This window comes from Polynucleobacter sp. AP-Sanab-80-C2 (genome assembly GCF_035012965.1).
Lineage (GTDB): Bacteria > Pseudomonadota > Gammaproteobacteria > Burkholderiales > Burkholderiaceae > Polynucleobacter.
Genome location: NZ_JAYGQS010000002.1, coordinates 237,463 through 261,934, shown reverse-complemented (window position 1 = coordinate 261,934; position 24,472 = coordinate 237,463). Strand labels below are relative to the sequence as shown.

24 protein-coding genes and 1 tRNA gene are annotated in these 24,472 nt (G+C 42.4%); 7 read left to right on the top strand and 18 right to left on the bottom strand.

From position 1 onward, the window contains the following. The first annotated feature begins 14 nt into the window (after positions 1-14). Complete coding sequence (locus tag VC178_RS04515; protein WP_323481726.1) at positions 15-839, top strand: GGDEF domain-containing protein; 825 nt, start codon at positions 15-17, stop codon at positions 837-839. Between the two features lie 25 nt (positions 840-864). Continuing rightward, positions 865-2,340, top strand: a complete 1,476-nt coding sequence (locus tag VC178_RS04510) for an RNB domain-containing ribonuclease (protein ID WP_215296820.1) — start codon at positions 865-867, stop codon at positions 2,338-2,340. Positions 2,341-2,422: 82 nt separating this feature from the next. On the opposite strand, the gene VC178_RS04505 is transcribed toward VC178_RS04510, so the two are convergent. From VC178_RS04505 to VC178_RS04495, 3 genes are all read right to left on the bottom strand, one after another. Further along, the gene (locus tag VC178_RS04505; protein WP_323481725.1) at positions 2,423-3,439 is read right to left on the bottom strand and encodes an HD-GYP domain-containing protein; all 1,017 of its coding nucleotides are present in this window, start codon (positions 3,437-3,439) and stop codon (positions 2,423-2,425) included. A gap of 220 nt (positions 3,440-3,659) precedes the next feature. Beyond that, entirely contained in the window at positions 3,660-4,607 is a 948-nt protein-coding gene (locus VC178_RS04500; RefSeq protein WP_215296816.1) for a hypothetical protein, read from the bottom strand. After that, positions 4,604-5,911 carry a glycosyltransferase gene (locus VC178_RS04495; protein ID WP_323481724.1) on the bottom strand — a complete coding sequence of 436 codons (1,308 nt, stop codon included), beginning with the start codon at positions 5,909-5,911 and terminating at the stop codon, positions 4,604-4,606. Before VC178_RS04495 ends, VC178_RS04500 begins: the two co-directional genes overlap by 4 nt. Before the next feature lie 292 nt (positions 5,912-6,203). Between VC178_RS04495 and VC178_RS04490 the strand changes: the two genes are divergently transcribed. Both VC178_RS04490 and VC178_RS04485 read left to right on the top strand, forming a co-directional pair. After that, a complete protein-coding gene (locus VC178_RS04490) occupies positions 6,204-7,133 on the top strand; it encodes a diguanylate cyclase (protein ID WP_323481723.1) in 930 nt (309 codons plus the stop codon). 31 nt (positions 7,134-7,164) lie between these two features. Then, positions 7,165-8,226, top strand: a complete 1,062-nt coding sequence (locus tag VC178_RS04485; RefSeq protein ID WP_323481722.1) for a response regulator — start codon at positions 7,165-7,167, stop codon at positions 8,224-8,226. 139 nt (positions 8,227-8,365) lie between these two features. Here VC178_RS04485 and VC178_RS04480 read toward each other — a convergent pair. The 9 genes from VC178_RS04480 to VC178_RS04440 all read right to left on the bottom strand — a co-directional run bounded on the left by VC178_RS04480 (position 8,366) and on the right by VC178_RS04440 (position 16,357). Then, positions 8,366-8,441, bottom strand: a tRNA-His gene (locus tag VC178_RS04480). Positions 8,442-8,495: 54 nt separating this feature from the next. After that, entirely contained in the window at positions 8,496-9,578 is a 1,083-nt protein-coding gene (gene dusA / locus VC178_RS04475) for a tRNA dihydrouridine(20/20a) synthase DusA (RefSeq protein ID WP_323481721.1), read from the bottom strand. Between the two features lie 93 nt (positions 9,579-9,671). Further along, entirely contained in the window at positions 9,672-9,941 is a 270-nt protein-coding gene (locus VC178_RS04470) for a hypothetical protein (protein WP_215296808.1), read from the bottom strand. 122 nt (positions 9,942-10,063) lie between these two features. Then, positions 10,064-10,960: an EH signature domain-containing protein gene (locus VC178_RS04465; protein ID WP_323481720.1), complete on the bottom strand. Its 897-nt coding sequence runs from the start codon at positions 10,958-10,960 to the stop codon at positions 10,064-10,066. Continuing rightward, a complete protein-coding gene (locus tag VC178_RS04460) occupies positions 10,957-11,796 on the bottom strand; it encodes an OmpA/MotB family protein (RefSeq protein WP_215320265.1) in 840 nt (279 codons plus the stop codon). Before VC178_RS04460 ends, VC178_RS04465 begins: the two co-directional genes overlap by 4 nt. Before the next feature lie 30 nt (positions 11,797-11,826). After that, positions 11,827-13,425 carry a hypothetical protein gene (locus tag VC178_RS04455; RefSeq protein ID WP_323481719.1) on the bottom strand — a complete coding sequence of 533 codons (1,599 nt, stop codon included), beginning with the start codon at positions 13,423-13,425 and terminating at the stop codon, positions 11,827-11,829. Between the two features lie 86 nt (positions 13,426-13,511). Beyond that, positions 13,512-13,904 (bottom strand): surface-adhesin E family protein, encoded by a 393-nt coding sequence (locus VC178_RS04450; RefSeq protein ID WP_215320259.1) that lies wholly within the window; start codon positions 13,902-13,904, stop codon positions 13,512-13,514. Positions 13,905-13,966: 62 nt separating this feature from the next. Then, on the bottom strand, positions 13,967-14,497 hold the full coding sequence (locus VC178_RS04445; RefSeq protein WP_323481718.1) for a helix-turn-helix domain-containing protein: 531 nt from the start codon (positions 14,495-14,497) through the stop codon (positions 13,967-13,969). Between the two features lie 252 nt (positions 14,498-14,749). Further along, on the bottom strand, positions 14,750-16,357 hold the full coding sequence (locus tag VC178_RS04440; protein WP_323481717.1) for a hypothetical protein: 1,608 nt from the start codon (positions 16,355-16,357) through the stop codon (positions 14,750-14,752). 244 nt (positions 16,358-16,601) lie between these two features. Between VC178_RS04440 and VC178_RS04435 the strand changes: the two genes are divergently transcribed. Beyond that, on the top strand, positions 16,602-16,991 hold the full coding sequence (locus tag VC178_RS04435) for a surface-adhesin E family protein (protein WP_215296795.1): 390 nt from the start codon (positions 16,602-16,604) through the stop codon (positions 16,989-16,991). A 25-nt stretch (positions 16,992-17,016) separates the two neighbouring features. On the opposite strand, the gene VC178_RS04430 is transcribed toward VC178_RS04435, so the two are convergent. From VC178_RS04430 to VC178_RS04410, 5 genes are all read right to left on the bottom strand, one after another. Further along, positions 17,017-18,594 carry a PAS domain-containing protein gene (locus tag VC178_RS04430; protein WP_323481716.1) on the bottom strand — a complete coding sequence of 526 codons (1,578 nt, stop codon included), beginning with the start codon at positions 18,592-18,594 and terminating at the stop codon, positions 17,017-17,019. A gap of 80 nt (positions 18,595-18,674) precedes the next feature. Beyond that, positions 18,675-19,049: a response regulator gene (locus VC178_RS04425; RefSeq protein ID WP_323481715.1), complete on the bottom strand. Its 375-nt coding sequence runs from the start codon at positions 19,047-19,049 to the stop codon at positions 18,675-18,677. Then, positions 19,046-20,926 (bottom strand): ATP-binding protein, encoded by a 1,881-nt coding sequence (locus VC178_RS04420; RefSeq protein ID WP_323481714.1) that lies wholly within the window; start codon positions 20,924-20,926, stop codon positions 19,046-19,048. The genes VC178_RS04425 and VC178_RS04420 overlap by 4 nt, the downstream gene beginning before the upstream one ends. 11 nt (positions 20,927-20,937) lie before the next feature. Further along, a complete protein-coding gene (locus VC178_RS04415; protein WP_215320245.1) occupies positions 20,938-21,432 on the bottom strand; it encodes a GAF domain-containing protein in 495 nt (164 codons plus the stop codon). Positions 21,433-21,467: 35 nt separating this feature from the next. After that, positions 21,468-22,577: a response regulator gene (locus VC178_RS04410; protein WP_323481713.1), complete on the bottom strand. Its 1,110-nt coding sequence runs from the start codon at positions 22,575-22,577 to the stop codon at positions 21,468-21,470. A 131-nt stretch (positions 22,578-22,708) separates the two neighbouring features. Here VC178_RS04410 and VC178_RS04405 point away from each other — a divergent pair, with 131 nt between their 5' ends. After that, positions 22,709-22,948, top strand: a complete 240-nt coding sequence (locus VC178_RS04405) for a DUF1902 domain-containing protein (protein ID WP_216127269.1) — start codon at positions 22,709-22,711, stop codon at positions 22,946-22,948. Positions 22,949-22,950: 2 nt separating this feature from the next. Then, the gene (locus VC178_RS04400) at positions 22,951-23,214 is read left to right on the top strand and encodes a hypothetical protein (RefSeq protein WP_088525984.1); all 264 of its coding nucleotides are present in this window, start codon (positions 22,951-22,953) and stop codon (positions 23,212-23,214) included. Between the two features lie 42 nt (positions 23,215-23,256). Here the strand turns inward: VC178_RS04400 and VC178_RS04395 are convergent. Then, on the bottom strand, positions 23,257-24,472 hold a 1,216-nt coding region (locus tag VC178_RS04395), incomplete at its 5' end, for a hypothetical protein (RefSeq protein ID WP_323481712.1).

Below are 24,472 nucleotides of genomic sequence, written 5' to 3'. Positions count from 1 at the left end.
AAAGGGGGGGGCTAATGCAATTATTGGCATTTTTATGCTACGCACTGTCCTTTCTGTTTCAAATAGTTGCGGTTTATATCTGCATTACCCTCACCTTTAAGATTGCTGGGGCGTTTCGTTGGGCATGGGTCTGCCTTACGATTGGACTTACCTTGATGCTATCAAGAAGGATATTCCCGGTGATTGATATCTATACAAGCGGTAACTTCAAGCTAATAGACGCCTTTTTTGCATTAGCAATCTCAATTTGCATATCTGGTGGCATATACGGCATCACCAAACTCATTGAATCAGAAAAAACTAAAAATCAAGTCCTTTCATTACTGTCTGCTTTAGATCCCCTGACGAATTGTCTTTCTCGTACGGAAATATTTTCAAAAATTGCCAATGAGATTGAGCGCACTCTTAGAACGGGTAATACTTTTTCAATCCTGGAGATTGATATTGATTATTTTAAAAAAGTGAATGATCAGTTTGGCCATCAAGTTGGCGATGAGATACTAATTAGCCTAGTCAAGCATATTCAAGAATCATTGCGTGACCTGGATATTCTGGGCAGAATTGGGGGGGAAGAATTCTTAATCTTGCTGCCTGAAACGAAAGAAATTGAAGCTCTACAGGTAGCCGAACGCATTCGTGCCCATATAGCTAGCATCTCACATCACACCAGCTGGAGCGAGCCCATACAAATCACGGTGAGTATTGGTATTACTAGCTTTAAAATTTCTGCTTGTATTGGCAGCAATAAGCAAGAACTCTTAAAAGAATTAGTTCACAAAGCAGATCAAGCTATGTATCTGGCAAAGGACTCTGGTAGAAATTGCAGCTGTGTCCTATAACACATCATTAATATACTCATAAGAGATGCATCAGCAAAAACAATATACACGCTCTGATTTATCCAGAATTTCTGTCATTGTGATGAAAGAGAAAGGTCTTGAGCCTGATTTTTCAAAAGAAGTACATGCTCAATTAAGCACTATCAATGCACCTGGCGTTGATGATGACCCGAAGATACAAGATCTGACTCACCTGCTATGGTGCTCCCTGGATAACGATGACTCTCGAGATCTAGACCAGCTGACCACCTGTACTGAAATCGGTAATGGCTCTTATAAAATATTCATCGCAATCGCTGATGTCGATGTGCTCATTAAGAAGAATACGCCCATCGATGAGCATGCGCGATTTAATACCGCATCAGTCTATACATCAGCACGTATTTTCCCGATGCTTCCGGAAAAGCTGTCAACCAATTTAACTTCACTGAATTTTAATGAGCCTCGCTTAGCCCTGGTTACAGAGATAGTGATTGGTAATGATGGTGATGTACAGGGTTCTACCATTTATCGCGCCAAAGTATTGAACAAAGCGAAGTTGGCCTATGATGCTGTCTCTAGTTGGATTATCGGAAACGCACCTGCACCCCTAGGCATCACCTCTGTGCCAGGTATGGATATCCAGATCAAAAACCAAGACCAGATTGCGCAAAAACTGAGAGTCAAGCGACATCAAGCGGGATCATTGCAATTGGAAATATTTCAACCTAAGGCCATTTTTGAAGGTGAAAGAATTATTGGCATCGCAGAGCAAGAACATAACCGTGGCAGACAACTGATTGAAGAATTCATGATTGCCACGAATGAATCGACTGCTCATTTTCTGCAAAAAAAGGGGATTCCATCCCTGCGCAGAATTGTCCGTAGCCCAGATCGTTGGCTCAGAATTGTTGAGCTTGCGAAGCAATATGGAGAGGCGCTCCCAAACGATCCAGACTCTAAGGCCCTCTCTGAGTTTTTAGCGAAGCGGCATCTTGCTGACCCCCTACGCTTTCCTGATCTTTCATTAATCGTAGTCAAACTCATGGGTCCTGGTGAATATGTTCTTGAGAACCCTGGTACCGAACCGATAGGTCATTTTGGACTCGCAGTGCAAGACTACATGCACTCCACCGCTCCAAATCGCCGCTATCCTGACCTGATTACTTTGCGTATGCTCAAGCATGCTATTGCCAATCGCCCCAGCCCTTATGATCATCAGGAACTGTATTCCTTAGCACTTCACTGCACGACCCAAGAAGATGCTATCCGCAAAGTCGAGCGCAGAGTTCGAAAATCTGAGGCAGCTCTCTTTCTGGAACCCTATATTGGCAAAGATTTTGATGGCGTGATAACTGGGATTACTCCCAATTATGGCTGGGTCAGAATTTTTAATCCGCCAGCAGAAGGCATGTTATTAAAGCTTCCACGAGATGCCTCGATCGGGAACAAGTTACGCGTGAAGCTGGTATCGACCGATGTGGAATTGGGTCATATTAATTTTATGAAGACCGCTTACTAACACTGTAATGCAAGTATCGTGATTCCTAGCGGGCCTTGATGGAATCAACCAGAAATCAGAATGTCTGACTCTAATTAAAAGGTTAAGCTAAAGCAGTCGGAATTTTGTAACCCTTCTCGCGAAACAAGGTCAGGCAAGCATGGACGACCCTCTCGTCATAGATTCTGCCACTACCCCCTTCAATTTCGGCCAATGCCTCTTCAATTCCAGGCGAAGTACGGTAAGGACGGTTGCAGGACATTGCGTCCATGACATCAGATACAGCTAAGATGCGGCCTTCTATACTGATTTGATCTCCCTTCAATCCATTGGGATAACCACTACCATCAAGCCTTTCGTGATGCTCCAATACAGAGTGAGCAATAGGCCAAGGGAAAGTTACATTTTTCAGTAAGTCATAGCCCGCTTGAACATGATTTTTCACCAAATTATATTCTTCCGGCGAAATCTTGGTAGGCTTACATAGGATCTCAACAGGAACAATAATCTTGCCAAGATCATGCAAGTAACCAGCCACCATGAGACCCTCTTGATGAATGCTATCTAAACCCATCTCCTGAGCAATAGCTTTAGCCAAATCACCTACATGCTTTTCGTGTCCAGCAGTATAGGGATCTCGTAATTCCACTAACTGTCTTGTGATGTCTATGGTTTCCATTAAAGACAGTTGTAGCTTTTCATTGTGGATAGCTTCAAGTTTAGAGATTACTAATTCAGTAACAATTTTGGCCTTATCATCCATAATGACTACTAACTCAGCTGCTCTCCTGGCTTTCTCTTCGTTAGCAATGACTAACTCTGCTGCACGTTTAGCCTTCTCTTCATTGGCAATAATTAGCTCTGCTACTCGTTTAGCTTTTTCTTTATTTTGAAAGGCGAGCTCTTCGTTGGCAATCACTAATTCTGCAGCTCTTTTCGCTTTCTCACTATTCGCAATCACAAGCTCCGCCACACGCTTAGCCTTTTCGATATTGGCAAGAACCAATTCAGCTACACGTTTAGCCTTCTCTTCGTTTTGGAAAAGTAGCTCTTTATTGGCAATAACAAGATCAGCAGCCATATGTGCTATCTCATCATCAGTCGTTACTATTTTTTTCATTTGAAACTTAATCATAGGGTGGCAGTTATTATTTAAGTTTAAATCTTATTCTCATGAGAATTTTGACTTATATCAATAATTATTACTTTCTCAGATGTGATTGATACTGCTGTTACTAAAATCAAACAGCGTCATGGTACGCTCTATGATACAAAGTTAGTAGCTGTCTATTTAAGCTGTTTGCAGAAAAAAGATTTGCTATTTCAGAAGTTAAATCGGCTTAGAACGGAAAAATTAACTCTTCCATGAAGTAGCGATAAAAATAGTTGGGCCCTAAAAAGCCAGCCGATTTTCCATAACCCGCCCTAGTCTTAAAGTAGAAGTTATTTGAAGCTACAGGACTAGTTGCTGCTAACTCATATAGCTGAGTAGTAGTACTGGAATCTTGACTCACCTTTTGCCGACCAACCCCTGCTGTACCACTCAGCATCCAGCCAGAGATTCTTTTTCTTGCGCCAAAAGCTACCATAGTTTCACTGTAATGATCTGGATTGAAATAGTTATTCGGCACTGTTGTGTTGCTATCCCGATATTGCCTATAGCGCAATTGTGCAGTTAAGCCGTAATCCGGCACTAAATCATAGATGAGCTTGGCACGAACCATAGGTCTTGTATTGGTGTCTGAGAAATACATATTACCAACCATCGCAGTCGCTGTGACACGCTCAATTACTTGCTGCTCGACACTAACAGCACCCATAGTGTAGTAGATGCCATTATTGAGAGAATTCTGTGTCTCAACGCGATCTCGGTTAATTATTAGTTCTGTCTTGGTAGAATCAGTCACCCTAAATCCGTAATTACTATCAGTGGTAATGAGTTTATGACCATTCTCTAGGTTGTAGCCAAGATTAACGTTATAACCAAGTCCCGTTCTTGGGTTAATCGCTTTAGTGAGTATGGTGTACACCTCTGCTGAAGAATCCCAGCCACCTTGCGTAAAGTAATTATGTTGGTAGCTAATCCCAGTATATTTTTCACCATGCTCATAAAGCGGTAGTAAACCAGCATTGTATTTATAGGTAGAGAAGCCTTCACTATCTGAGGCAATATAAGTATTAGGAGCTGATATTGCCATCTTAGCTGAAGGCAACCCTTCAGCATTAGCAACAGATATGATTAATAAGATACTTAAAGATGACTGGGCAACCATTACAAAAGATTTCATTTGGTTCCCCAAGATTTACGCAGCTTAAAAATTTCAGAAAAATAGCCGTACACACATGCTGGCTGCAAAATTAAGCCGTAGGCTAATACATAGAACATAAAACCTAAAATATTAGCCCTCACTTTAAGGTTCTGTTCGTTGAACATTGTCTTTCCCTTCAAATACATTTGCCAGTTAAGAAGAAATGCCATCGGCAAGAGAGACAAAGTCATCGGGCCAACAATCCAGTAAACACCAAAACAAGCCAATATAATTCCGGGTATAAATCCAAAGGTAAAGGCAATATCCATCAATGGAAATAAGGTGTTCCACCACACGTAAAGAGTTGAATATCTTGGCTTAAATAAGATAGATGGATTTTCTTTGAAAGCTTCAATTAAGCCTCTAGACCAACGGCGCCGTTGATGAATAAATTTACTTAAGGTATCTGGGCAATCCGTAAATGCTAGGGCATTCTCGGCATGCCCTACCCTATAGCCAGCAGCAAGGATTTTCCAGGTAAGCACAATATCCTCACCAACCATTTCAGGCCACCCACCCAAGTCCATCACTGTTTCTCGGTCATACAAAGAAAATGCGCCTTGGGCCACCAAGGTCCCCTGAAATAAGGACTGAATTCGCTTGATCGTAGCAATCCCCAAAAAATAATCCCACTCCTGCGCCTTGGTAATCCAATTTTCTCGAGAGTTTCTTATTAAGATCTCGCCAGCAACTGCTTTGGTATTCACTGGATCAGAAAGATAGCGACCAACCAGATTCCTCACTCCATCTTGCAGAATATAGCTATCTGCATCAATAGAAATAATGATGTCTGTTTTGCATTCTCTTAAACCATGATTAAGTGCAGAAGCCTTACCCCCATTGTGACCTAAATCAATCAATTCTAAATTTTGGTGCGAAGCCTGAAGATTGCGAACAGAATCAACGGTTTTATCACTTGAGCCATCATTAATAACAATAATGCGAATACTCTCTGGATAATCCTGTAAAAAAATTCCTGATAAGGTTGAGGCAATTGATTTTTCTTCGTTATATGCAGCGATCAATACCGTTACAGGTGGATACTTTTGCTGATCAATGACTTTTGGTCTTTTATCCAAGAACAAGGCAATCGATACAAAGGCATTCATAAATCCAGGAATAATGGCAATAAAAGTAATCAGGAAATAAGCAGATATGCTACCTATTTCATTACTAAGATCCGAATACCAGGGCTGGGAATACCAAAAGGAAAAACCCATCCAAGATAGGGCAAAAATGAGGGCTAAGAAAAACTTGCTCTTAACTGAAAAATACAAAAGCATTCCATCAAAAATTTATAATCATCGAGAATACTACTTTATGATCTTGTTTTGTCGTTTTAAACAATAAACCTCAGCCTGATTAAGCTGCTTGGGATTTGATAGCAAACCGTCCTAAAGCCGAACAAAAATTCCCTAAAGATGGTTTAAATGCTCTTTAAAGCCTAAAACAAAGGGTTATTGATTACCTACGTAAAAAAATAAGCCGGTATTACAAAAATATAAAACTATTTAATACATATATAAGTTAGTATCAATCAAGTAAGTATATGTAATGAGAAGCGGTGTTAAATATATGCAAAACGCTTCAATTCTGATAGTCGATGATGCCCCTGCAAATCTTGAATTATTAAAAGCCTTACTGGAAAGTCGTCACTATAAAGTCATAACAGCCTCTAGTGGTGCTCAAGCTCTTGCAGCAATTAAAGACTCGATACCAGATTTGGTAGTGCTCGATGTGATGATGCCAGAAATGTCGGGCTACGAGGTATGCCAAGCCATTCGGCAAGACCCAAAGACAATGTTATTGCCAGTGGTCATGCTATCAGCGCTTGATCCAGACCTTGAAAAGGTCAAGGGCCTAGAGGCTGGCGCAGATGACTTTTTAAGTAAACCAATTCGTCAAGCGGAATTGTTCGCCAAGATTAATTCCTTACTCAGAATTGCCAACATCCATAGAGAATCCGAAAAAAATCTAAATCTTTTGGAAACCCTGACCAAATACGATCCATTAACAAAATCCTTCAGTCGCACCGAAATCCTTCATCAACTCTCTATTGAGATTGATCGCTCACAAAGAAATAAACACTATTTATCTTTAATGGTCATGGATATTGATTACTTTAAAAATATAAATGATCAATATGGACATCAAGTAGGAGACGAAGTTTTAGTTAGCCTCGTGAGACATATCCACACAACCCTTCGCTCTACTGATTCCATGGGCCGTATTGGTGGAGAAGAGTTTCTCATTCTTTTGCCAGAAACCAATATTGAGGGTGCAATAGAAATTGCTGAGCGCCTTAGATCTGATGTCGCTAAAGCAACATTTAAAACAAGCTTATCCATACCAATGCAAATTACGATGAGTATTGGATTAGCAATGCTCAATCCACATCATCATCTAAATACAGCTCAAGATGTTCTGCTTAGTGATCTAGTTAATCAGGCTGATATGTCCATGTATGCAGCGAAACAAAATGGTCGCAATCAAATTGCTGCCTAATTTGAATTTTTAAACAAAGAACGGATACGGCATGAAGCTTGGCACTATTTTAATAGTCGATGACACACCTGAAAATATCGATTTACTAAAAGCGGTATTGGAAAGTCACAGCTATGAAATCAAAACAGCCTCCAGCGGCCTCCAAGCACTTGCATCCATTAAAGAATCCATTCCCGACTTAGTGGTGCTCGATGTGATGATGCCGGAGATGTCCGGCTATGAGGTATGCCAAGCCATTCGACAAGACCCAACGACGATGTTACTGCCGGTAGTCATGCTATCAGCGCTCGATCCAGTCCTTGAAAAAGTCAAAGGTTTGGAGGCTGGAGCAGATGATTTTTTAGGTAAGCCCCTAAACCAAGCTGAATTATTTGCCAGGATTGACTCCTTACTCAGAATTTCTAATATACGCAAAGAATTAGAGCAAAAAGTTGTACTACAGGGAAATGAAATTGAAAATTTGAATAACCTCAAGCTATCTTTGTCACCCGAAATCTCAGATATCATGGTTGATGAAAACCAAGTAAATACCGAGGAATCGCATCGGAGTGAGGTGACGATGGTTGTCATTGAGTTACACAACTTCGGTCAGTTTGTAACAGGTAGGCAAACCGAAGAAGTGGCAATCATTTTAAGTGAGGTGCATCAAGTTCTCGGTAAACTGATTGGTCAGTTTTTTGGTAAAGTTCAACGCTTCTCATGCGATGAATTCGTGATCCTTTTTAATGATCCTACCCCCATCGATAACCCCATGTTAAATGCAGCAAGTTTAGCCAAACGGTTTAATACTGCATTCACCAATCTCAAAATGCGCTGGGCTCAAAAGGGCTATAGTGAGCCTTTATTTTTGAGCATAGGTATAGCCACAGGTTATGCCACGCTAAAGATGACAAAAATTCATGATAAAGAGTTTTATACCGTACTTGGAGATGTCAGAGAATTTGCTTTGAAGTTATGCCATGAGGCAGAAGCAGGAGAAGTTCTGATTGATGCCCGTACCGCATCCAAATTAAAAACAGATTTAGCGCCTGTTCGTCAACGCTCAGTTTTTTTAGACGGTAGCCAAAAAATCGTGGATGCATTCAAAATTTAAAAATCAAATGATCAGTTGATAGCAACGACTTGCATATGAGCGAATCAACTATTTGATGCCAGAAAATGAAAGGCTAGCCAATACTGATTAGGTCACCCTTTTGAATAAAACTCCTCATGGAGGCTCTCAGGGAATTTTTTGGGGCGAACGACGGGGCTCGAACCCGCGACAACCAGAATCACAATCTGGGACTCTACCAACTGAGCTACGTCCGCCGTTGTAGAAGAGGAAATTATATCCTTTTTAGGAGAAATCCCACTAAAACAGCCTTAATCTGCGGTTTCTAAGTCAAAAGCAGCCCAATCGCCAAGGCATAAGCTGGCATCTAGAAAGAAATCTGCAATGGCTGCTTTGCTCTGCACTTTAGCTAAAGCATGATGATCCGAGAGGCGTTGACGCCAGTAGCGCGACCCTGCTCTGCCGTGAGCTAAACCCAAAATATGTCTTGTGAATGCGCCTATATAAAACGGTTTTTGTTTTGCTTGGCATTCCTCAAACCATGACTGTACTTGTCTTACCAACGCAATCTGTATACGATGCCATTCAGTTTCACTAAAGAGATAACCAGCGGCATCTCCATTCGTATTTATCAGATCATCCCAACCCAACAACATTGCCGGGAAGTGATACGCCGCCCTACCCACCATGAAGCCATCAAAGTCATCCCAATGTCCAGCAATCTGTTCATTGGTTTCTAGGCCGCCATTCAGCAAGACTTTAAGATCAGGAAATTGTTTTTGAGCATCCAATCTGAGTTTGGCAGCCACTTCATAATGTAGCGGTGGTTTGCTGCGATTCTCTTTCGGCGAAAGTCCCTTGAGCACCGCATTACGTGCATGAATGGTGACTTGACTAGCACCTGCGGCAGCTACTGCCAATATAAAATCTAAGGCAAATTGGTAATCTTTTTGTGAACTTGCTGCATCCATCGTATCCAAACCCAAGCGATGCTTCACTGAGATCGGAATATCCACCGCGTTCTTCATTGCTTTAACGCACTCAGCTACTAAATTAGGCTCAGCCATCAAGCAAGCACCAAAGGCTCCGCGTTGCACTCGCTCTGAGGGACAACCGCAATTGAGATCAATCTCATCATAGCCCCACTGCTGTGCCAACTCAGCTGACCTTGCTAAATCATTAGGCTCTGAACCACCTAACTGAAGTACCACTGGATGTTGATCCTGTGAATAATCCAAGTGACGTGGCACATCGCCATGCATCAGCGCTCCTGTTGTGACCATTTCGGTATATAAAACTGCCTCTTGAGTGAGCGTCCGATGAAAAGATCGGCAGTGACGATCAGTCCACTCCATCATGGGAGCAACTGCTAGGCGTTTTGGAATGTTGATCATTAACTTTAATTAAATGGCTATATTCTCGATTTTAAATGTATCAGGGCAGCCGAAGCTGCCCTAACTCTAAAATCCTCGCAGATTAGTTACAACTTATTTAGAAAGTTTTGCCTCTAACTCAACAGCCAAATCAAGAGCTCCCATGTAACCAGACTTGAGGTGAGCTGGTAAATCAGGGTCTCCAACCATGGCACCCAATGTTTCCACTAGACTAAATACAATGCCCTTTGCAGCACCAATTGCAATCGACTGGTTGGCTACTGCTTCATCAATATGATTGACGGCATCTAGGAAATAATCGTGACCTGGCAGGCCATCAGGGCCTAACTCTGATTTTGATTCCGATTTTGATGCTTTTGTCATAACGCTCTCCACAATTGATTAAAAGTAACTAGCTCAGCATACCTCTAGTATGCGGAGAAATCATGTCAGCATGTGATTTAAATCATCATCATGAATCAATTTTGACTACTTACTGAAGATTCTTAGCTTGTTTTCGTATTCACCCAGCCCACGAGTACCTGCACTGCCTCATTACTAGTACCAAGCCAGGCTTCTTGATCAACCCTGGGGTCACCAATCACACTGGTCAGTTTTGCACTCATCGCTATCTTCAAATCCTCTGGCGGCTTTACTCCCTTCCAAGCTAATAGCAAGGCATCAGTAAAGAGTGCTTTCACTTCAGGATAGCGAAATTGATTTTGTGCATCAATGCCCCAATCAAATGCTAGATGGATATAGTCTGTTTGCCGTCTTTTTTCTTTAGGAAATTTCAGCAATTCAATGAAGGCACTTTTAGCAAAGGGAGTGGTTGTAAATCCGGGCCAGAGATCAAATTGATTGATCCACCCCATTAATCCGCGTTTTGTTTTAAGGATCGACTCAGCTACCAAACGCGGGCCATCAGCAGTATTAAAACAATTTAACTCATGCGCTAAGGATTTCAGTGGAGAACCAGATTTAATGGCACCGCTGGTAAAAAAACGCTGTGCTGTTTGAGCCAGCTTTTCAAACACGGGATCATTTAGCTTAAAGTGATAGAGATAAACATAGAATAGGGGCTCAGCCCATTTCATCGCTCTTTTGGCAATCTTCAGAGAACGAGGAAGATGCATCTCGAAGTATTCGTTTAAATAATCAGCTCGGGTGGATAAGCTGCGCTCTGGCTCCAGCCAAATCGCATAGGGAAAATAACGCCAATAGCGTTGATCGACTTGATGGCCCGAGAGCTGCGCTAAGGAAAAACGAATAAAAGTGCGCTCACCCACTGCAAAAATATCCGGTGGCAGACCAATTCTTTCGATTGATATTTTTTGTGAAGCAATACTTTGTGCAGCACTAGCTAGCAGAGGAAAATCTTCTGGTAATGCTGCTAAGTTCATTTTGGCAAAGCAATGGGCTTACTGTTAGAGCTTGGAGCAACAGTAGCTGCAGGCATGATGGGCGCTGTTTGAGTTAGGGGAGTCGATGGACTGCTAGCAGCATCCAAAGCATCTCTCGCCGCTTTGCCTTTTTTAGAATCGGGTTTGAACGCCAAGATAAAGCGCAACTCTACCCGCCGGCTTTTTTCTGCATCTTCTAAACCAAAGCTTTTGACTACCCGCTTATCGGCATAAGAGCTAATACCAAAGACATCTAACTTGCGTTCATTTTGATAGGACTGAGGCTTACCTTCAGTAAGAACTTCGTATACCGCCCGCGCACGATCTAGGCCTAAGTGCCAGTTAGTGTAATTGCCTTGTTGAAGTGGCTTAGAGTCAGTGTGCCCTTCAATGAATATAGTTTCAATTTCGGCTTGCTCATCATTGGGTGGGCAGTCTAGTGGTCTAGCCGCTCTTTCAGAGTGAACATAGCAAGGCAGAATCTTAATGAGGGACTCTCTAGCCTTTTTTAAGGTTTGAGTTGAATTGTCATTCAGGACAGCACTATTAAATCCAAACAAGGCATCTGCTGGTAGACCAATAACGCCTGATTGCGGGTCAATCACCACATTCAAACCTGCTTCTTTAAACTTTTGCCCAATGATCAGCACAGCACTAGCCAGCGGATCATTCACACTCTCACCTCTTTGAATAGAATCCACTCTTTGAGAGAGCATCACTACCATGATGATGAACACAAACAATAGACCGATCATCAAATCACTCGCAGAGGCGAGATAACCCGCCTCTTCAACCCGTTCAGCTTGCTTATTATGACTAGATGGCAAAAAGATCATTGCGATACTCTAACTTTACTTTAGATTTGATTAGGTTTTGGGCAATGATTCAACAAAATCGTCCATCGTTTGCTCTAGGGTCGTAATGGTGGTGTGGATCGATGTAATGGCCTGGGCTAATTTTTCATCTAACTTAAAGTGCAGCTGCACTACCTTATTGGAATAATCTGATACTCCGCTAGTTAAATGATTGACGGTTTGATCAATCGAACTCTTAGTCGATTCAAACTCGGTGCGCAAAGAACTGAGCGCCGCACGAGAAGCGTCAGTGCCTAGCTTAATTTCATTAACAGCATCTTTAAGGGCACTCGACATCGCAGGAATACCCACCCCAAACTCTTTGCTAATGACTTCTTGCGAGGCCACTGTGCCATCTAAACTGCGAGCTATTAAACCAAGAGACTCTGTACTCGACTGAATTTTTTGCACAAAAGAGTCGACATTCACAATGACTTTATCAATGCCGTTTACCGAACCGATTAATCCACCCAAGACAAACTCTAATTTGGTAGCCCCTTCACTGGTGAACTCTTTTGCTCTTTGCAAACCAGACTCTAAGCCAAGCATGGTTTCATTAGTCTTAGTAACCGTTTTTTCGAGGGCATTAATGGCGCTTCCAAAAGAATCGCCAGCCTGGGCAAGCGAGACTCCAGCGCCTACCCCAGCAGTATTGAGTTTTTCAGTCACTTCAACCAAGGTTTTTCTGAACTGCTCCATCTCTTTTGCAGAGTCACCCTTAATCGCCTCTAAGAATTTCTCCATAATATTTTTCAGAGCTTCTTCATTAATGCGACTAATCCGCTCTGTTAAGTTATCAAAAGCGTCAATCAGCTTGACACTGAGATCGTTAAATAAAGGCTCGAGAGCATTACCGATTGCTTTAGAGATCGAGAGTGCAAAATCTGTTTCAAAACGTTTTAATTGATTTACTTGTTCACGGTTTTGCTGCAGCATTTCATGGAACATGCCTAGCTGTGCTTGAATGACTGCTTGCGGGGCATTATCAGGAACGATTGTTCTAAGCTGAGTCTGTAAATCATCAATCGATGCTTCTAACTTTTCCAGCGTGAGCTTGGCAGCCCAGTTCCAGACTAAGGAAGACAGCAAGCCAGCAATCGAGGTAATGAATTTTCCACCAGCTGTGGCAATCAAGCCCTTGAGCGCTGCATCGCGAGATTCTTGATTGCCTGTCATTGCCTGACCTGCATCATTTAATGCTAATGCCAGGAATATGAAGGTAAACATCAAGCCCACACCAATCAAAATATTGGGCATGGTTTCATAGAGCGAGAGATTAATTTTTCCCGCTAGAATGTTTCTGGCCGTCCAAATATCTGAGTAGGGTTTCAGGCAGTATTGTTTAGACCCCAAATCCCCTCGAATCGTAATGAGATTTCTTTGACTCTCTTGGAGTAAATCGATGATACGCGTATTGCTTGTCGACCCAATAGCTGTTGTGAAAATATCCCTGCCGGCGGCATCCTTGCCATTAAGCCCAGTAGCAAGATCTTTAATTTCAGTGCTAGATTGAGAAATAACCTTTGACCAAGACCAATACAAAAAGGCAGCGATGAGAAGAATTCCAATTGCAATGCCAATGGGGAGGTATAGATTGACTGGTGTTTGCATGTTTTAGCAGAAATAAAAAGAATCAGAAGATGTTAATGGATTAAATATCAGAGCAGTCTGGAGTTCAACTGGCAAGGGATTACGCATCAACTTCCCTTACAAACACGCTTCATTACAACTAGGCCAAGGGTGCCTTCAGCTACAGGCGCAAAGGGATAAGGGTGCTTATCTTGATAAATCATATTGCCCTCCCCCATTGGCTCAGAAAACCATTTAGTCGAAAGCGCTCTTTGGAGGTCTTTTTTGCAGTTGTACTCAATGTAAGTTCTAAAAGATTGGTAGGAATACTTGTCTTTATCGACAACTAATTCCTTAGCTTCATTGACTAATACTTTGACCTTGACTAGGCCTTTATTCCTTTGTATAGCCTGAGCATCTATATAAACAGAAATATCTTGATTGGCGGTCACCTTAGTCCAATCAGCGTAGGCCAGGCCAGCAAACATCATCAATACAAGCAACAAAAATCGTTTAATCACGTGCCAACCCTTCGCAGAAATGACTCCCTAATGTATTGAAGATACCTAGCATGAGTTTTTGCTTAAGAGATATTTAAGTAGGGGTTGAGAAACCAATATCCAAATCCCAGCGCTGCAATCAACAATACTATAAAGACGGCGAGCTTAATAAATGATTTAGATGGAGTAGTTTTGGGCACCTCAATGCCTTGGATTGGCAATTGCGCAGAGGTTTGCTTGCCAATGATCTTTTGAATCAAGCTAGGTCTCTCAAATTTAAGCTCATTGATCATTTTTTGAGCCAACATAGCTTCAATCTCTTTCAGCTCTTTTTGCTCTTGCAGTGTTTGCTCATCTTCTAGCACTGCTTGGCTTGCATCAAATGCTTGATCTTCAGGTAGCCCCAGAATTTTGGCAACCTTTTGAGCGCTCGAATACTTGATGAGCGGTGAATAAAATGCGCCCTGCTCTTTACCTTCAATTTGACGAATTTGACTATTCGACAGAATGGCTTTTTTTGCTAACTCCTCGACCGACAAGCCTAGAGTTTCTCTAGCATCCTTAAAACGCTCTCCCAGTATTTTGGGCAATGGATTTTTCTGCTTGTCGGACAACAAAATCTCCTTAAAGGGTTAGCAAATCATCGATTGCTTGCCCAACAACGCCATCGCCAAATCAATTGATGTCGAATCAAATTTATAGCAGTCATGACCATCAATAGTGGATATGGAAAACCGGATCCTGCTGCACATTGCCCATAACAATCATGAACTTAGGATAGTGTATACACTAATTGTCACAATGCAAGTATTTCAATTGGATGACAATTTTTAGGTTCAGCATGAGTGATCGGGCGTTCAACGGCCTCATAGCTCTTGGCTTGATTCCTCAGGCACCGAATTGGCGTTTTCCCAAACATCCTCTTCAGGTGCAAACTGGGTTTGGGCAACGAAGTTTTTGATCGCCAATAATGAATCTTGGGCAACATCATCCAAGGTAACCGTCTTTAACTCATCGGCGCACAGGTGGCGACATTTTTCCAGATCACCCACTTCTGCCGCTTCAGCTAGAGAGAGCAATTGCCCCAAAATGCCTGAGCGATCGACAATGGCGTCAACCACCACACCGGGAAGATTGAAGTGCGATAGCAACTCACGTGCTGACTCATCAAACAGATTATCAATTAAGGATAAGCCGCCTACCAAGAAGGCTAAATCGCTAGAGCCTAAACCGCCACCTGCACCCAACTTGGTTGACAGAGATTCCATAAAGAACGCTCGCACACAAACTAGTTGCAACAAAGGTGTAGCATCCAAAGCCACCTTGGCCTTAGCATCTGCATAAAGCAAAAGCTGCGTCCAGCGAGTAATCCGCTTGACCCCAGAGATCACAGCAGCATCTCGGATATTCTCAGGCTTATCGCGCTTGCGACGCGAGTCAATCTCTGCAATCACCATCAGATGCTTAGAAACGACTGGGTTAGCCTCAATTGCAGTCACCAAGTCTTTTAACTCTGGAGAAGAAAGTAACAAGGTCAAGAGCTGTAATAACTTGCGATACTCCTCACCTCGATGCAAAGAAAGCTCAGGATCGGGCTTAACAAAGTAAAAACCTTCAAATGCATCACAACCTACATCACGCGCCTGATGAAATTCTTCTGGCTCATGAACGTTCACTGCAATAATTTGTAATATATTGGTAGCACCCTTAGACTTTTCATCGCGCGGCAGTGGAATGCCTTTGCAGTAATCAATCAGACTGGATGGCTTAGCGACTTTTTGTAGATCCAATTTGATATAACGAAATTTGGGCAATATGTCATCAAGGCCATCAAAGACTTCGGTCAGTCCCGTTAATACGAATTTATAGCCAGCACTTCTCAGTCGCTCAAGCTTTTGCAAAATTTCAGGAACGGGGGGCTCGCCAGAATCATCAAGATCTTTCTTGGCCTCAGGATCTTCTACAGCTTCTGCAGCCTGACTTGCTTCTGTCTTGATTGCCTCTAAGATCTCTGCAAGATGAATTTGCAGCGGAAACTTAATCGCCGGAAAACCTCTGAGTTCATCACCTAGTTGATCGACGCGAATATCAATAAAACCTAAATGCTGACCTAGAGATTGGGTGACACCCTTAGTCTTGAGGGAATAAAAGATTTCGGGGAGAGTGACCTGGGTCACCTCTTTTCCATCGTCATCTCTCAGGTTGGCGTCAGTCACCTCTTCTGGGTAACTTACTTCGGCTTTAGGGTCCTCAGCTAGGCGTTTAGCAATTTGTGCCAATACCTCATTACGATCGTTCAGCCGTTTAGCTTTGAGTGTGGTACCTGGTCGAAAGAAAAGCTCATACCCAATAATCGCTTGTTCTCTATTGATGATGGGCTCACGTCCAAGATAAGGATTTTCAGGCGCAATTTTCTCAGGCCCCCTGGGAGCCTGAATTGGTTCAGATTGCGCTTTTTTCTTGAAGAGTGCCATAACTAAAGTAATAAAAAAGAGTAAAGCATTAACCTCATTTTTACCACAATTGGCTCATAATTTAGCCGTTTATCTGCACTAAATCCGAACCCTTTTCCTCTTTGAGGTCATATCCAGATTGGCTTGATACCCTCTTCCAGGGAATGGCTTGGACCCAAATCAAAGATGAGGACTACATTGATCATAAAATACAGAATAAAATATTTTGAAGTATCCAATTCTTCAATTGAATGAGAGCGCCTCAATGAAAAAATTAGTCATCATCATGCTGTGTTGCTTTAGTTCTGTAGCTATGGCTAATTGGTTAGAACTGGGTAGCAACGATACCGCCGTGATCAAGATCGATACCAGCACGATTAAACGTAACCCCTACTCCATTCAAGCTTGGGTTTTATACGACCTTAAGAAACCACAACAAATCTTTGAAGGCGATAGAGATTTTTATTCTGGGGTAGCGCTTTACGAATATGACTGCACAGAAAATAAAGCCCGTTTTCTAGAAAAATATGCCTATACCGAAAAGAATGGGGAAGGTGATCGCATCTTTTCATCTAACAAACCAGAAAATTGGATCAGCATTCCACCCAATGTATTAAATTTCAAAGCGTTTACTTATTTGTGCAGACCTAAATAAGCTAGCAAGTTTGTTTAGACATTCTTTATTTACGACGCTCTTGGACCAATACCAGGTCAAAACTAAAGCTTGATCCCTGCCCTTCAATACTGTGGATATTGAGCTTACTACCCATCAGCTCCAAAATACGATTGCCAATCGTCAAGCCCAAGCCCGTACCTCCAAAGCGCCGAGAGATTGATCCGTCGGCTTGAGCAAATGGCTCAAGTACTTTTTGTTGAGCCTCTTGTGAAATACCAATCCCGCTATCTTTGACGGTAAAGCGCAAAGTCAATGTGGAATTCTCTAGCTTAAGCGTCTGAATCGATAGATCTACTGAACCTTGCTCAGTAAACTTGATTGCGTTACCAACCAGATTATTAACTACAAGACTGAGATTAAAAAAATCACCAATCAATTGTGTTTTAGGTTCTAAGTTGCAAATAAGATTCAATTGCAAGCCCTTAGCCTTTGCACTTTCTAAAAATAAAGCACGCACCCTAGTAAAGAGGTCTTCAATGGTGAATGGCGCAGTATTAATATGCGCCTTATCGGCTTCTAATTTAGAGAAATCCAGAATGTCGTTCACAATCTCAAGGAGTAACTTGGCTGAAGATTCAATGCCTTGCAAATACTCTCGAACTACCGGGCTTAAGGGCTCATACAAGGCCAAAGCAGATAAGCCAATAATCCCCGTCATAGGAGTGCGAATCTCATGAGACATGTTCATTAAAAACTGGGTTTTGATATTGAGTGCAGACTCAGCGTCGGTCTTTGCCTGCACTAGCTCAGTAATTTCCCAATTAGTGCCGACCATCCGCAGGGGTTTATTGTCAGCATCTCTTTCTACAAGTGCTAAACCACGAATAAAGTGGATGCTACCGTCGGGCCAAATCGTTCTAAATTGAGTATTAAATTCACTAGCCCCTTCGAGAGCTTTGGTAATTGCCGACTCCGCACTCTCCCTATCGTCCCGGTGAAGCCTCTCAGCCCAGTCAGCATAGGTACCCGTAAACTGATCCCGAGTAATGCCGTAGAGCTTGAGCATTTGCCCATCCCAAACCAAGCGATTATTAAAGAAGTCGTAATCCCAAATACCGACACCACCCGCACGAGCAGCTAGCTCTAAGCGATTCTTGGTTTCAAAAATAATCTTTTCGGATACTTTGCGCTCAGTGATATCACGCTGAATCGAAACCCAATGGGTAAACCAACCGGATTCATTGGCAATCGGAAAAATATTGAGCTCTTGCCAGAACTCTTCACCATTTTTTCTGTAATTTAAGATTTCTTCACGAATATGCTTCCACTCTCCCAGAGCTTTAAAAATTCTGTTTTTAGTCTCCGGGTCAGATCTTGGCCCTTGAAGCATGCGAGGATTTTTTCCTAACACTTCGTGTGGCGCATAACCTGTTTCGCGTACAAAAGCTTCATTCACATACACAATGCGAGGCTCTTGATCGTCAGTGGGAATATCTGTGATCACGACAATATCATTCGTATTCGCAATCACGACGCCAGCCAACCTGACAAATTCCTCGCGATCAACAATGGAGAAAGAGGGATCCTCGAGTAACTTCGCCGCTTGATTGCTAATATCGGGGGAATGATTGGAGCTAGTCATAAGGTCGAATTATAGATTTACCCACCGATTTGGCAAAACTTCATTCTAGAGCAGAAATTCTGGCGAATGAAATGTATAACTTAAGCAAGCGAATTTTGCAGCGTAGATGAAATAGTATTGAGAAACTCTTTAAACCCGATAGGTTTTTCAATCAGGCCATTAAAACCAGAATCGATGATTGCCTGCTTGTCATCTTGCATCACTGAAGCTGTAAAAGCAACAACGGGGATAGCGGCATAACGAGCATCAGCACGCATCCATTTCAAACAATCAAAACCACTCATACCTGGTAGCTGGATATCCATCAACACCAAATCTGGGCGCTGCTTTTCAAGTTGTGCTTGCAAGTCCTCGCCACACTCAATTTCACTAGTCTCATATCCAGAGGACTGCAAAATATCTTTGGTCAAGGTTAAATTGAGAGGGCTATCATCCACAATCAATACATGCTTCATTCAGAAACTCCCGACTCTACCTTGGGGATGAAGAAGGTAAAGCTTGCACCTTCTCCTAATACAGAGTCCAGCTTGAGCCAACCATTTTGGAGATGAATGAGACGCTTCACGATCGCTAAGCCAAGACCGGTACCTTCCATCTTTCTGGTGTAGTCATTTTCAACCTGCTTAAATTCTTCGAAGATCTTTTCCTGGTCCTTAGGATCAATACCAATACCTGAGTCCTTGACAACAATCTTGATGCCGGCATCAGTAGATTCAGCTCGTACAGTAATGTCGCCACCCTCAGGCGTAAATTTGACAGCATTGGTCAGTAAGTTGAGCAAGATTTGCTTCATCTTGCGCTCATCTGCATAAACAAGATTTTCACCCTCGCTAATGAAGACATTTAGCTTTAACTTGTTCTTCTTTACTCGCTCTGAGACTATAGCCACGCAAGATTGAATCGTTTTATTGAGCGAGAAGATCTCTCGAAACACTTCTACTTCACCGGATTCAATTTTAGATAAGTCGAGAATATCGTTAATTAAATCGAGCAGATGTTTGCCGGAATTAAAAATATTCTTTACATATTCTGACTGCTTGGTATTGAGTTCACCAAAAATCTTTTCTTTCAGAAGTTCTGAGAAACCAATAATAGAATTCAGAGGTGTTCTAAGTTCATGCGACATATTGGCTAAGAATTCAGACTTATGCCGATTGGCACTATCTAATAAAAGATTGCTTTCTTGTAAGCGAATTTGTTTATCCTCGAGCTCTTGAGTACGCTCACGTACTTTGTGATCTAAATCGCGATTCTGCTTCTCAATAATTTCATTGGACTCCCTCAAGGCACTTTCAGCCTTACTAATTTGTAGTAACTCATTATGAATTTGCTCATTGCGATTCAGAATCATTTTGATGAAAATGAATAGCAAGACTAAATTAAGAATAGCAATGAACCAAATTGCAGAAAGTGCTCTCAGCCAAGTCTTCAGAAAAATATTGTCAGCAACTACTGGAGTAACGATGAAGGGGAAATTAGCCACTCGTCTTGGAGCTACGATGCGTGTATCTGAAAGATTGTCCTGAATGGCTCTTGGGGAATTTACTTCTGCAACTACATGATCAATTTTTGGATCCGACAGCAGTTTATAAGTACTACCAGTCAAAATCTTTTTACCGATTAAATCATCCTTGAAAGGGTATGCCGTCATTAAGGAAAAATCATCCCGATACAATGAAACAGAAGCGCCATCGCCTAGATTGCTAATCACCTTTTTGTAAAATTCAGAAAAGTTTTCGGCTGACACGCCAACCTGCAAGGTGCCTAAAAAATCACCGCTAGGGGTTTGCAATCTTTTAGCAAGATAAAACACCCACTTACCAGTGCCTTTATTTTTGACAGGTAGACTGAAGTAAATTTTACCTGCTGGGTTATCTCTTTGCTCCTGAAAATAATCACGCTCAGATAAATTAATCGGAGGGGGCGGATAAGATCTCGAGAAGTTCACTAAACGACCATCATCGAGCGCAATAGACGCCACATCAATTAAGGGATTGGAGCCAATCTTTTCAGAAAGCAGTAAATGAACCGATTTCTGTGCAGCATATTGCTTAAATGTTGCTTCATTGGAAAAGCTACTTTGCGGTAAGGCACTGTAAATACTATTGAGAGCGACTTCTGCAGAAATAAACGTTTGCGCAGCATGCTCCGACAACGTGAGAGAGATATTATCGGTCTGCTGCTTCCAATCAGATTCAGCATTGAACTTCAGATAAAAACTAACAGCAATCGCTATTGCAATAACCAATAGGCCTAACGCAACGCCAGAGGCAATAATGACTGAACGATTATTTTTCAATTGGGCGGCTGCAATCAGGGGAAATATTCTCAAGCTCTAGCGCACTAGTTGCCAAAATGGGCTATGAGTTCTTGCTCTACTACCAGCGCAAGATCTTTGAGATGCTCTTGCTCTTTTTCGGAAAAGGTTCTCGGCTCAGTATCAATAATGCAAAGCGTGCCAGCAGCAAGACCGCCAGGAAGATAAAGCGGGATACCAGCGTAGAAACGAATAAATGGCTTGCCAACGACCAATGGATTATCTTTAAAACGACTATCCTCTAGCGCGTTAGGAATGAGAAAAATACCCTCACCTAAAATTGCATGGCCACAAAAGGAAATATCCCGTGGAGTTTCTGAGGCATCCAAGCCGCAGCTAGACTTAAACCACTGCCGATCTTTATCAACCAATGAAACCAGTGCGATAGGCACATTAAATACTGAGCGCGCTAATTTAGTAACTCGGTCAAAACGCTCTTCAGGTTCAGTATCCAAAATTTCAAGCTGACGCAATCCAGCCAGTCTTTCTGACTCATTTTTTGGATTTTCAGGTGTCTGCACCAATTACTCCTAATGAGATAAATTGCAAAAGATGGCTACTGAGAAATTTTGAACGCTTCAATAGACTTATCAATGTCTTTAAACATAATAGATCCACGGGGTTTAGCACCAGAATCTGCATTTAAGCGGGACTGAGTGCGCATATCCAAGAGGATTTCACCAGCCTTGGCTTCGCGACACAAGCGAGAAACGATTTCAGTGACAGCCCCAATCGCGGTATAGTCTTCACGACCCTCAAAACCCATCATACCCAAAGTTGCAAAACCAGTAGCAACACCAACTCCTAGCGATAAGGCTGGGTTATAGCCCTTTTGGCCCCATCGTACTTTGAGGTTAGCAAAAGCGGTTTGAAAGCGTTTAGCGAGATTGATAGCCTGCATCGGAGCGTTATCAACTGGAATGGGATCGTTGAAAAAGATGACGATTTCATCGCAGGAAAAACGCTGTACGGTGCCATTAAATTGACTAATGAGCTTACCTAGGATTTGATGAAACTCACTCAAAATAATCATCACTTCCTCTGGCTCTCTATCCATTACTAAGTTACCAAAGCCACGCAACTCAAAAAAGGCAATAGTAATTTCTTTGCGATGGGGCTGCAGCAGACCCTCTTGCTTGTCAGAAACTATTTTGGTAGCGACATCAGTAGGTAAAGATCGCTTCAGCTTATTGAGGCTTTCAATTTCTTGAACTTGTTGTGCAACCTTTTTTTCTAAATCTTGATTCAGTTGCAGCAGTTCTCTATTTTTATCGGCGATCTCTTTTTGTAAACCAGCGATCCGTAACAAAGAATCTACACGGGCTAATAATTCTGCTTGATTGATGGGCTTACTTAAAAAGTCATCGGCACCTGCCTCCAAACCTTTGACTTTCTCTGTTGTGGGATCAAGCGCTGTCAGCATCACCACTGGCAACAATGCAGTTTGTGGTTTGTTACGAATGGCTTGGCACACTTCATATCCGGACATCTCTGGCATCATGACATCGAGTACCACGAGGTCGGGAATGGATTCTTCTATTAACTTGAGAGCCTCTGCACCACTAGAGGCTGTTTTGACGGCATAGTCACGACTCTCCAATACAGCCTTTAGTAAATCAATATTTTCAGCGGTATCATCAACGATTAGAATATTGGTAGGTTTCATAGCTTAGTGACTGATTTATATAGGTATTTTAGATGGTGTGAGGGCTCATTTTCTGCGCCAATCTATTATATTATCTTTACATTGCCTTGATGCCGTTTTGAGGCTGCCCTATGCAAGTTACTGGAGATCACATGCAAAAAGTATTTACCATCCGCGCAGAATGGGACAGCGATGCCAGCATTTGGTCGGCCACCTCCGATGATGTGGTGGGATTAGCAACCGAAGCTGATTCAATTGAAGTCCTTTTTAATAAGCTCTCTTCCATGCTTCCAGAATTAATGCTCTTAAATAAACTGACGGATCAAGCTGAAATTGTGTATGAAGTGCTGGCCCGTAAATGTGCTACGGCTCACATTCCAACTGAGGCGTAATCATGGCTAAAGTCATCGGATCCTATCGGGGAAACTCTTTTTCTACAGATTTAGTTGCAATACTCAAAGAGGCTGGCTGCCACTATCATGCGCCAGCTCACAGAGGGAATCACGATATTTGGTTTTCACCAGTAACCAGTGTCTACTTCCCCTTAGATAGCAAAATACTCTCGCACCATACTGCTAATGCGGTTTTGAAGATTGCTGGCCTGCCCGAACAATTTGAGGCCCATCAAGATGAAGATGCTGAAGATAAGACTGAGTAACTAAATCAATAGTTCTTGTGCATCAAAAATTTTGGATGCGAATTATCTAAAAATCGCTAGTAAGGAGGATGCCGCGTTATTCATCTGCGAGATCACCTGAAAATCTAGACTTTGTTGCGTGCTTAAAGCCTGCAAGCTAGCTTGCAAGGCAGTCAAATCAATATTCTGAATATCATCCACTGTTTTCTGTGAACTGGTGACCAATTTAGTACTCTTATCTAGTGCGCTATTGAGATCTGTACTAGCAGCTGACAAAGATGCTTGGGTAGAAGAGATTTGTGAAATAAATTGATTGATCAAAGCGATTGCTTTGGGTGCATTGGCTTGCCCAGAAACCATCTGACTGGCAGTCACGGTTGCCATTGGTCCATAGGAGGTTCCCGTTAAGGTCAAAGTACTTCCGGTACTGACTCCAGTAAAACCACCTACGAATGTGCCACTGAAGGCTCCAAGATTTGAGCCTGGCTCTCTACCCGCAGTAATTTTGCTAGCAAATAATGAAGCGACTTCAGAGGGCGTTAAGTTTGTATTAGCAGTCAGCGTCAGACCACCAATTGTTGCACTATCACCCGCATTGAGATCATACAAGGTGACCGTCTGAACGGCACGAACACCTAATACACCATTAGAACCAGCAGCTTGCGTAGTGACATTTGAAGAAGTTAAGGCAACTCTAGCAGTCACACTACCACTCACGCTCACCGTACTCATTGGCCCATAAGAGGTACCTGTTAATGTCAATGCATTGCTTGAGCTGGTGCCATTAAGACCTGTCAATGAACCCGTAAAAGATCCTTCGCCATTCAGGGGATCATGGGGACTTGAAGCAGCAGTCTTATCTGCAAACATTTGCGCAACTTCTGTTGCAGTCAAATCTTTAGCAGCAGTAAATGTCAACCCGCCAATAGTTGCAACATCGCCAGTGTTTAATGCATTCAGGCTCACTGTTTGCTGTGCGTAGACACCCGCAGTGCCATTAGAACCAGCAGCTTGCGTAGTGACATTTGAAGAAGTTAAGGCAACTCTAGCAGTCACACTACCACTCACGCTCACCGTACTCATTGGGCCATAAGAGGTACCTGTTAATGTCAATGCATTGCTTGAGCTGGTGCCATTAAAACCTGTCAATGAACCCGTAAAAGATCCTTCGCCATTCAGGGGATCATGGGGACTTGAAGCAGCAGTCTTATCTGCAAACATTTGCGCAACTTCTGTTGCAGTCAAATCTTTAGCAGCAGTAAATGTCAACCCGCCAATA

Coding starts and splice junctions, on each gene's coding strand:
- VC178_RS04515 (WP_323481726.1), top strand. CDS start 15: ATGCAATTATTGGCATTTTTATGCTACGCACTGTCCTTTCTGTTTCAA.
- VC178_RS04510 (WP_215296820.1), top strand. CDS start 865: ATGCATCAGCAAAAACAATATACACGCTCTGATTTATCCAGAATTTCT.
- VC178_RS04505 (WP_323481725.1), bottom strand. CDS start 3,439: ATGAAAAAAATAGTAACGACTGATGATGAGATAGCACATATGGCTGCT.
- VC178_RS04500 (WP_215296816.1), bottom strand. CDS start 4,607: ATGAAATCTTTTGTAATGGTTGCCCAGTCATCTTTAAGTATCTTATTA.
- VC178_RS04495 (WP_323481724.1), bottom strand. CDS start 5,911: ATGCTTTTGTATTTTTCAGTTAAGAGCAAGTTTTTCTTAGCCCTCATT.
- VC178_RS04490 (WP_323481723.1), top strand. CDS start 6,204: ATGCAAAACGCTTCAATTCTGATAGTCGATGATGCCCCTGCAAATCTT.
- VC178_RS04485 (WP_323481722.1), top strand. CDS start 7,165: ATGAAGCTTGGCACTATTTTAATAGTCGATGACACACCTGAAAATATC.
- dusA (WP_323481721.1), bottom strand. CDS start 9,578: ATGATCAACATTCCAAAACGCCTAGCAGTTGCTCCCATGATGGAGTGG.
- VC178_RS04470 (WP_215296808.1), bottom strand. CDS start 9,941: ATGACAAAAGCATCAAAATCGGAATCAAAATCAGAGTTAGGCCCTGAT.
- VC178_RS04465 (WP_323481720.1), bottom strand. CDS start 10,960: ATGAACTTAGCAGCATTACCAGAAGATTTTCCTCTGCTAGCTAGTGCT.
- VC178_RS04460 (WP_215320265.1), bottom strand. CDS start 11,796: ATGATCTTTTTGCCATCTAGTCATAATAAGCAAGCTGAACGGGTTGAA.
- VC178_RS04455 (WP_323481719.1), bottom strand. CDS start 13,425: ATGCAAACACCAGTCAATCTATACCTCCCCATTGGCATTGCAATTGGA.
- VC178_RS04440 (WP_323481717.1), bottom strand. CDS start 16,357: ATGGCACTCTTCAAGAAAAAAGCGCAATCTGAACCAATTCAGGCTCCC.
- VC178_RS04435 (WP_215296795.1), top strand. CDS start 16,602: ATGAAAAAATTAGTCATCATCATGCTGTGTTGCTTTAGTTCTGTAGCT.
- VC178_RS04430 (WP_323481716.1), bottom strand. CDS start 18,594: ATGACTAGCTCCAATCATTCCCCCGATATTAGCAATCAAGCGGCGAAG.
- VC178_RS04425 (WP_323481715.1), bottom strand. CDS start 19,049: ATGAAGCATGTATTGATTGTGGATGATAGCCCTCTCAATTTAACCTTG.
- VC178_RS04410 (WP_323481713.1), bottom strand. CDS start 22,577: ATGAAACCTACCAATATTCTAATCGTTGATGATACCGCTGAAAATATT.
- VC178_RS04405 (WP_216127269.1), top strand. CDS start 22,709: ATGCAAAAAGTATTTACCATCCGCGCAGAATGGGACAGCGATGCCAGC.
- VC178_RS04400 (WP_088525984.1), top strand. CDS start 22,951: ATGGCTAAAGTCATCGGATCCTATCGGGGAAACTCTTTTTCTACAGAT.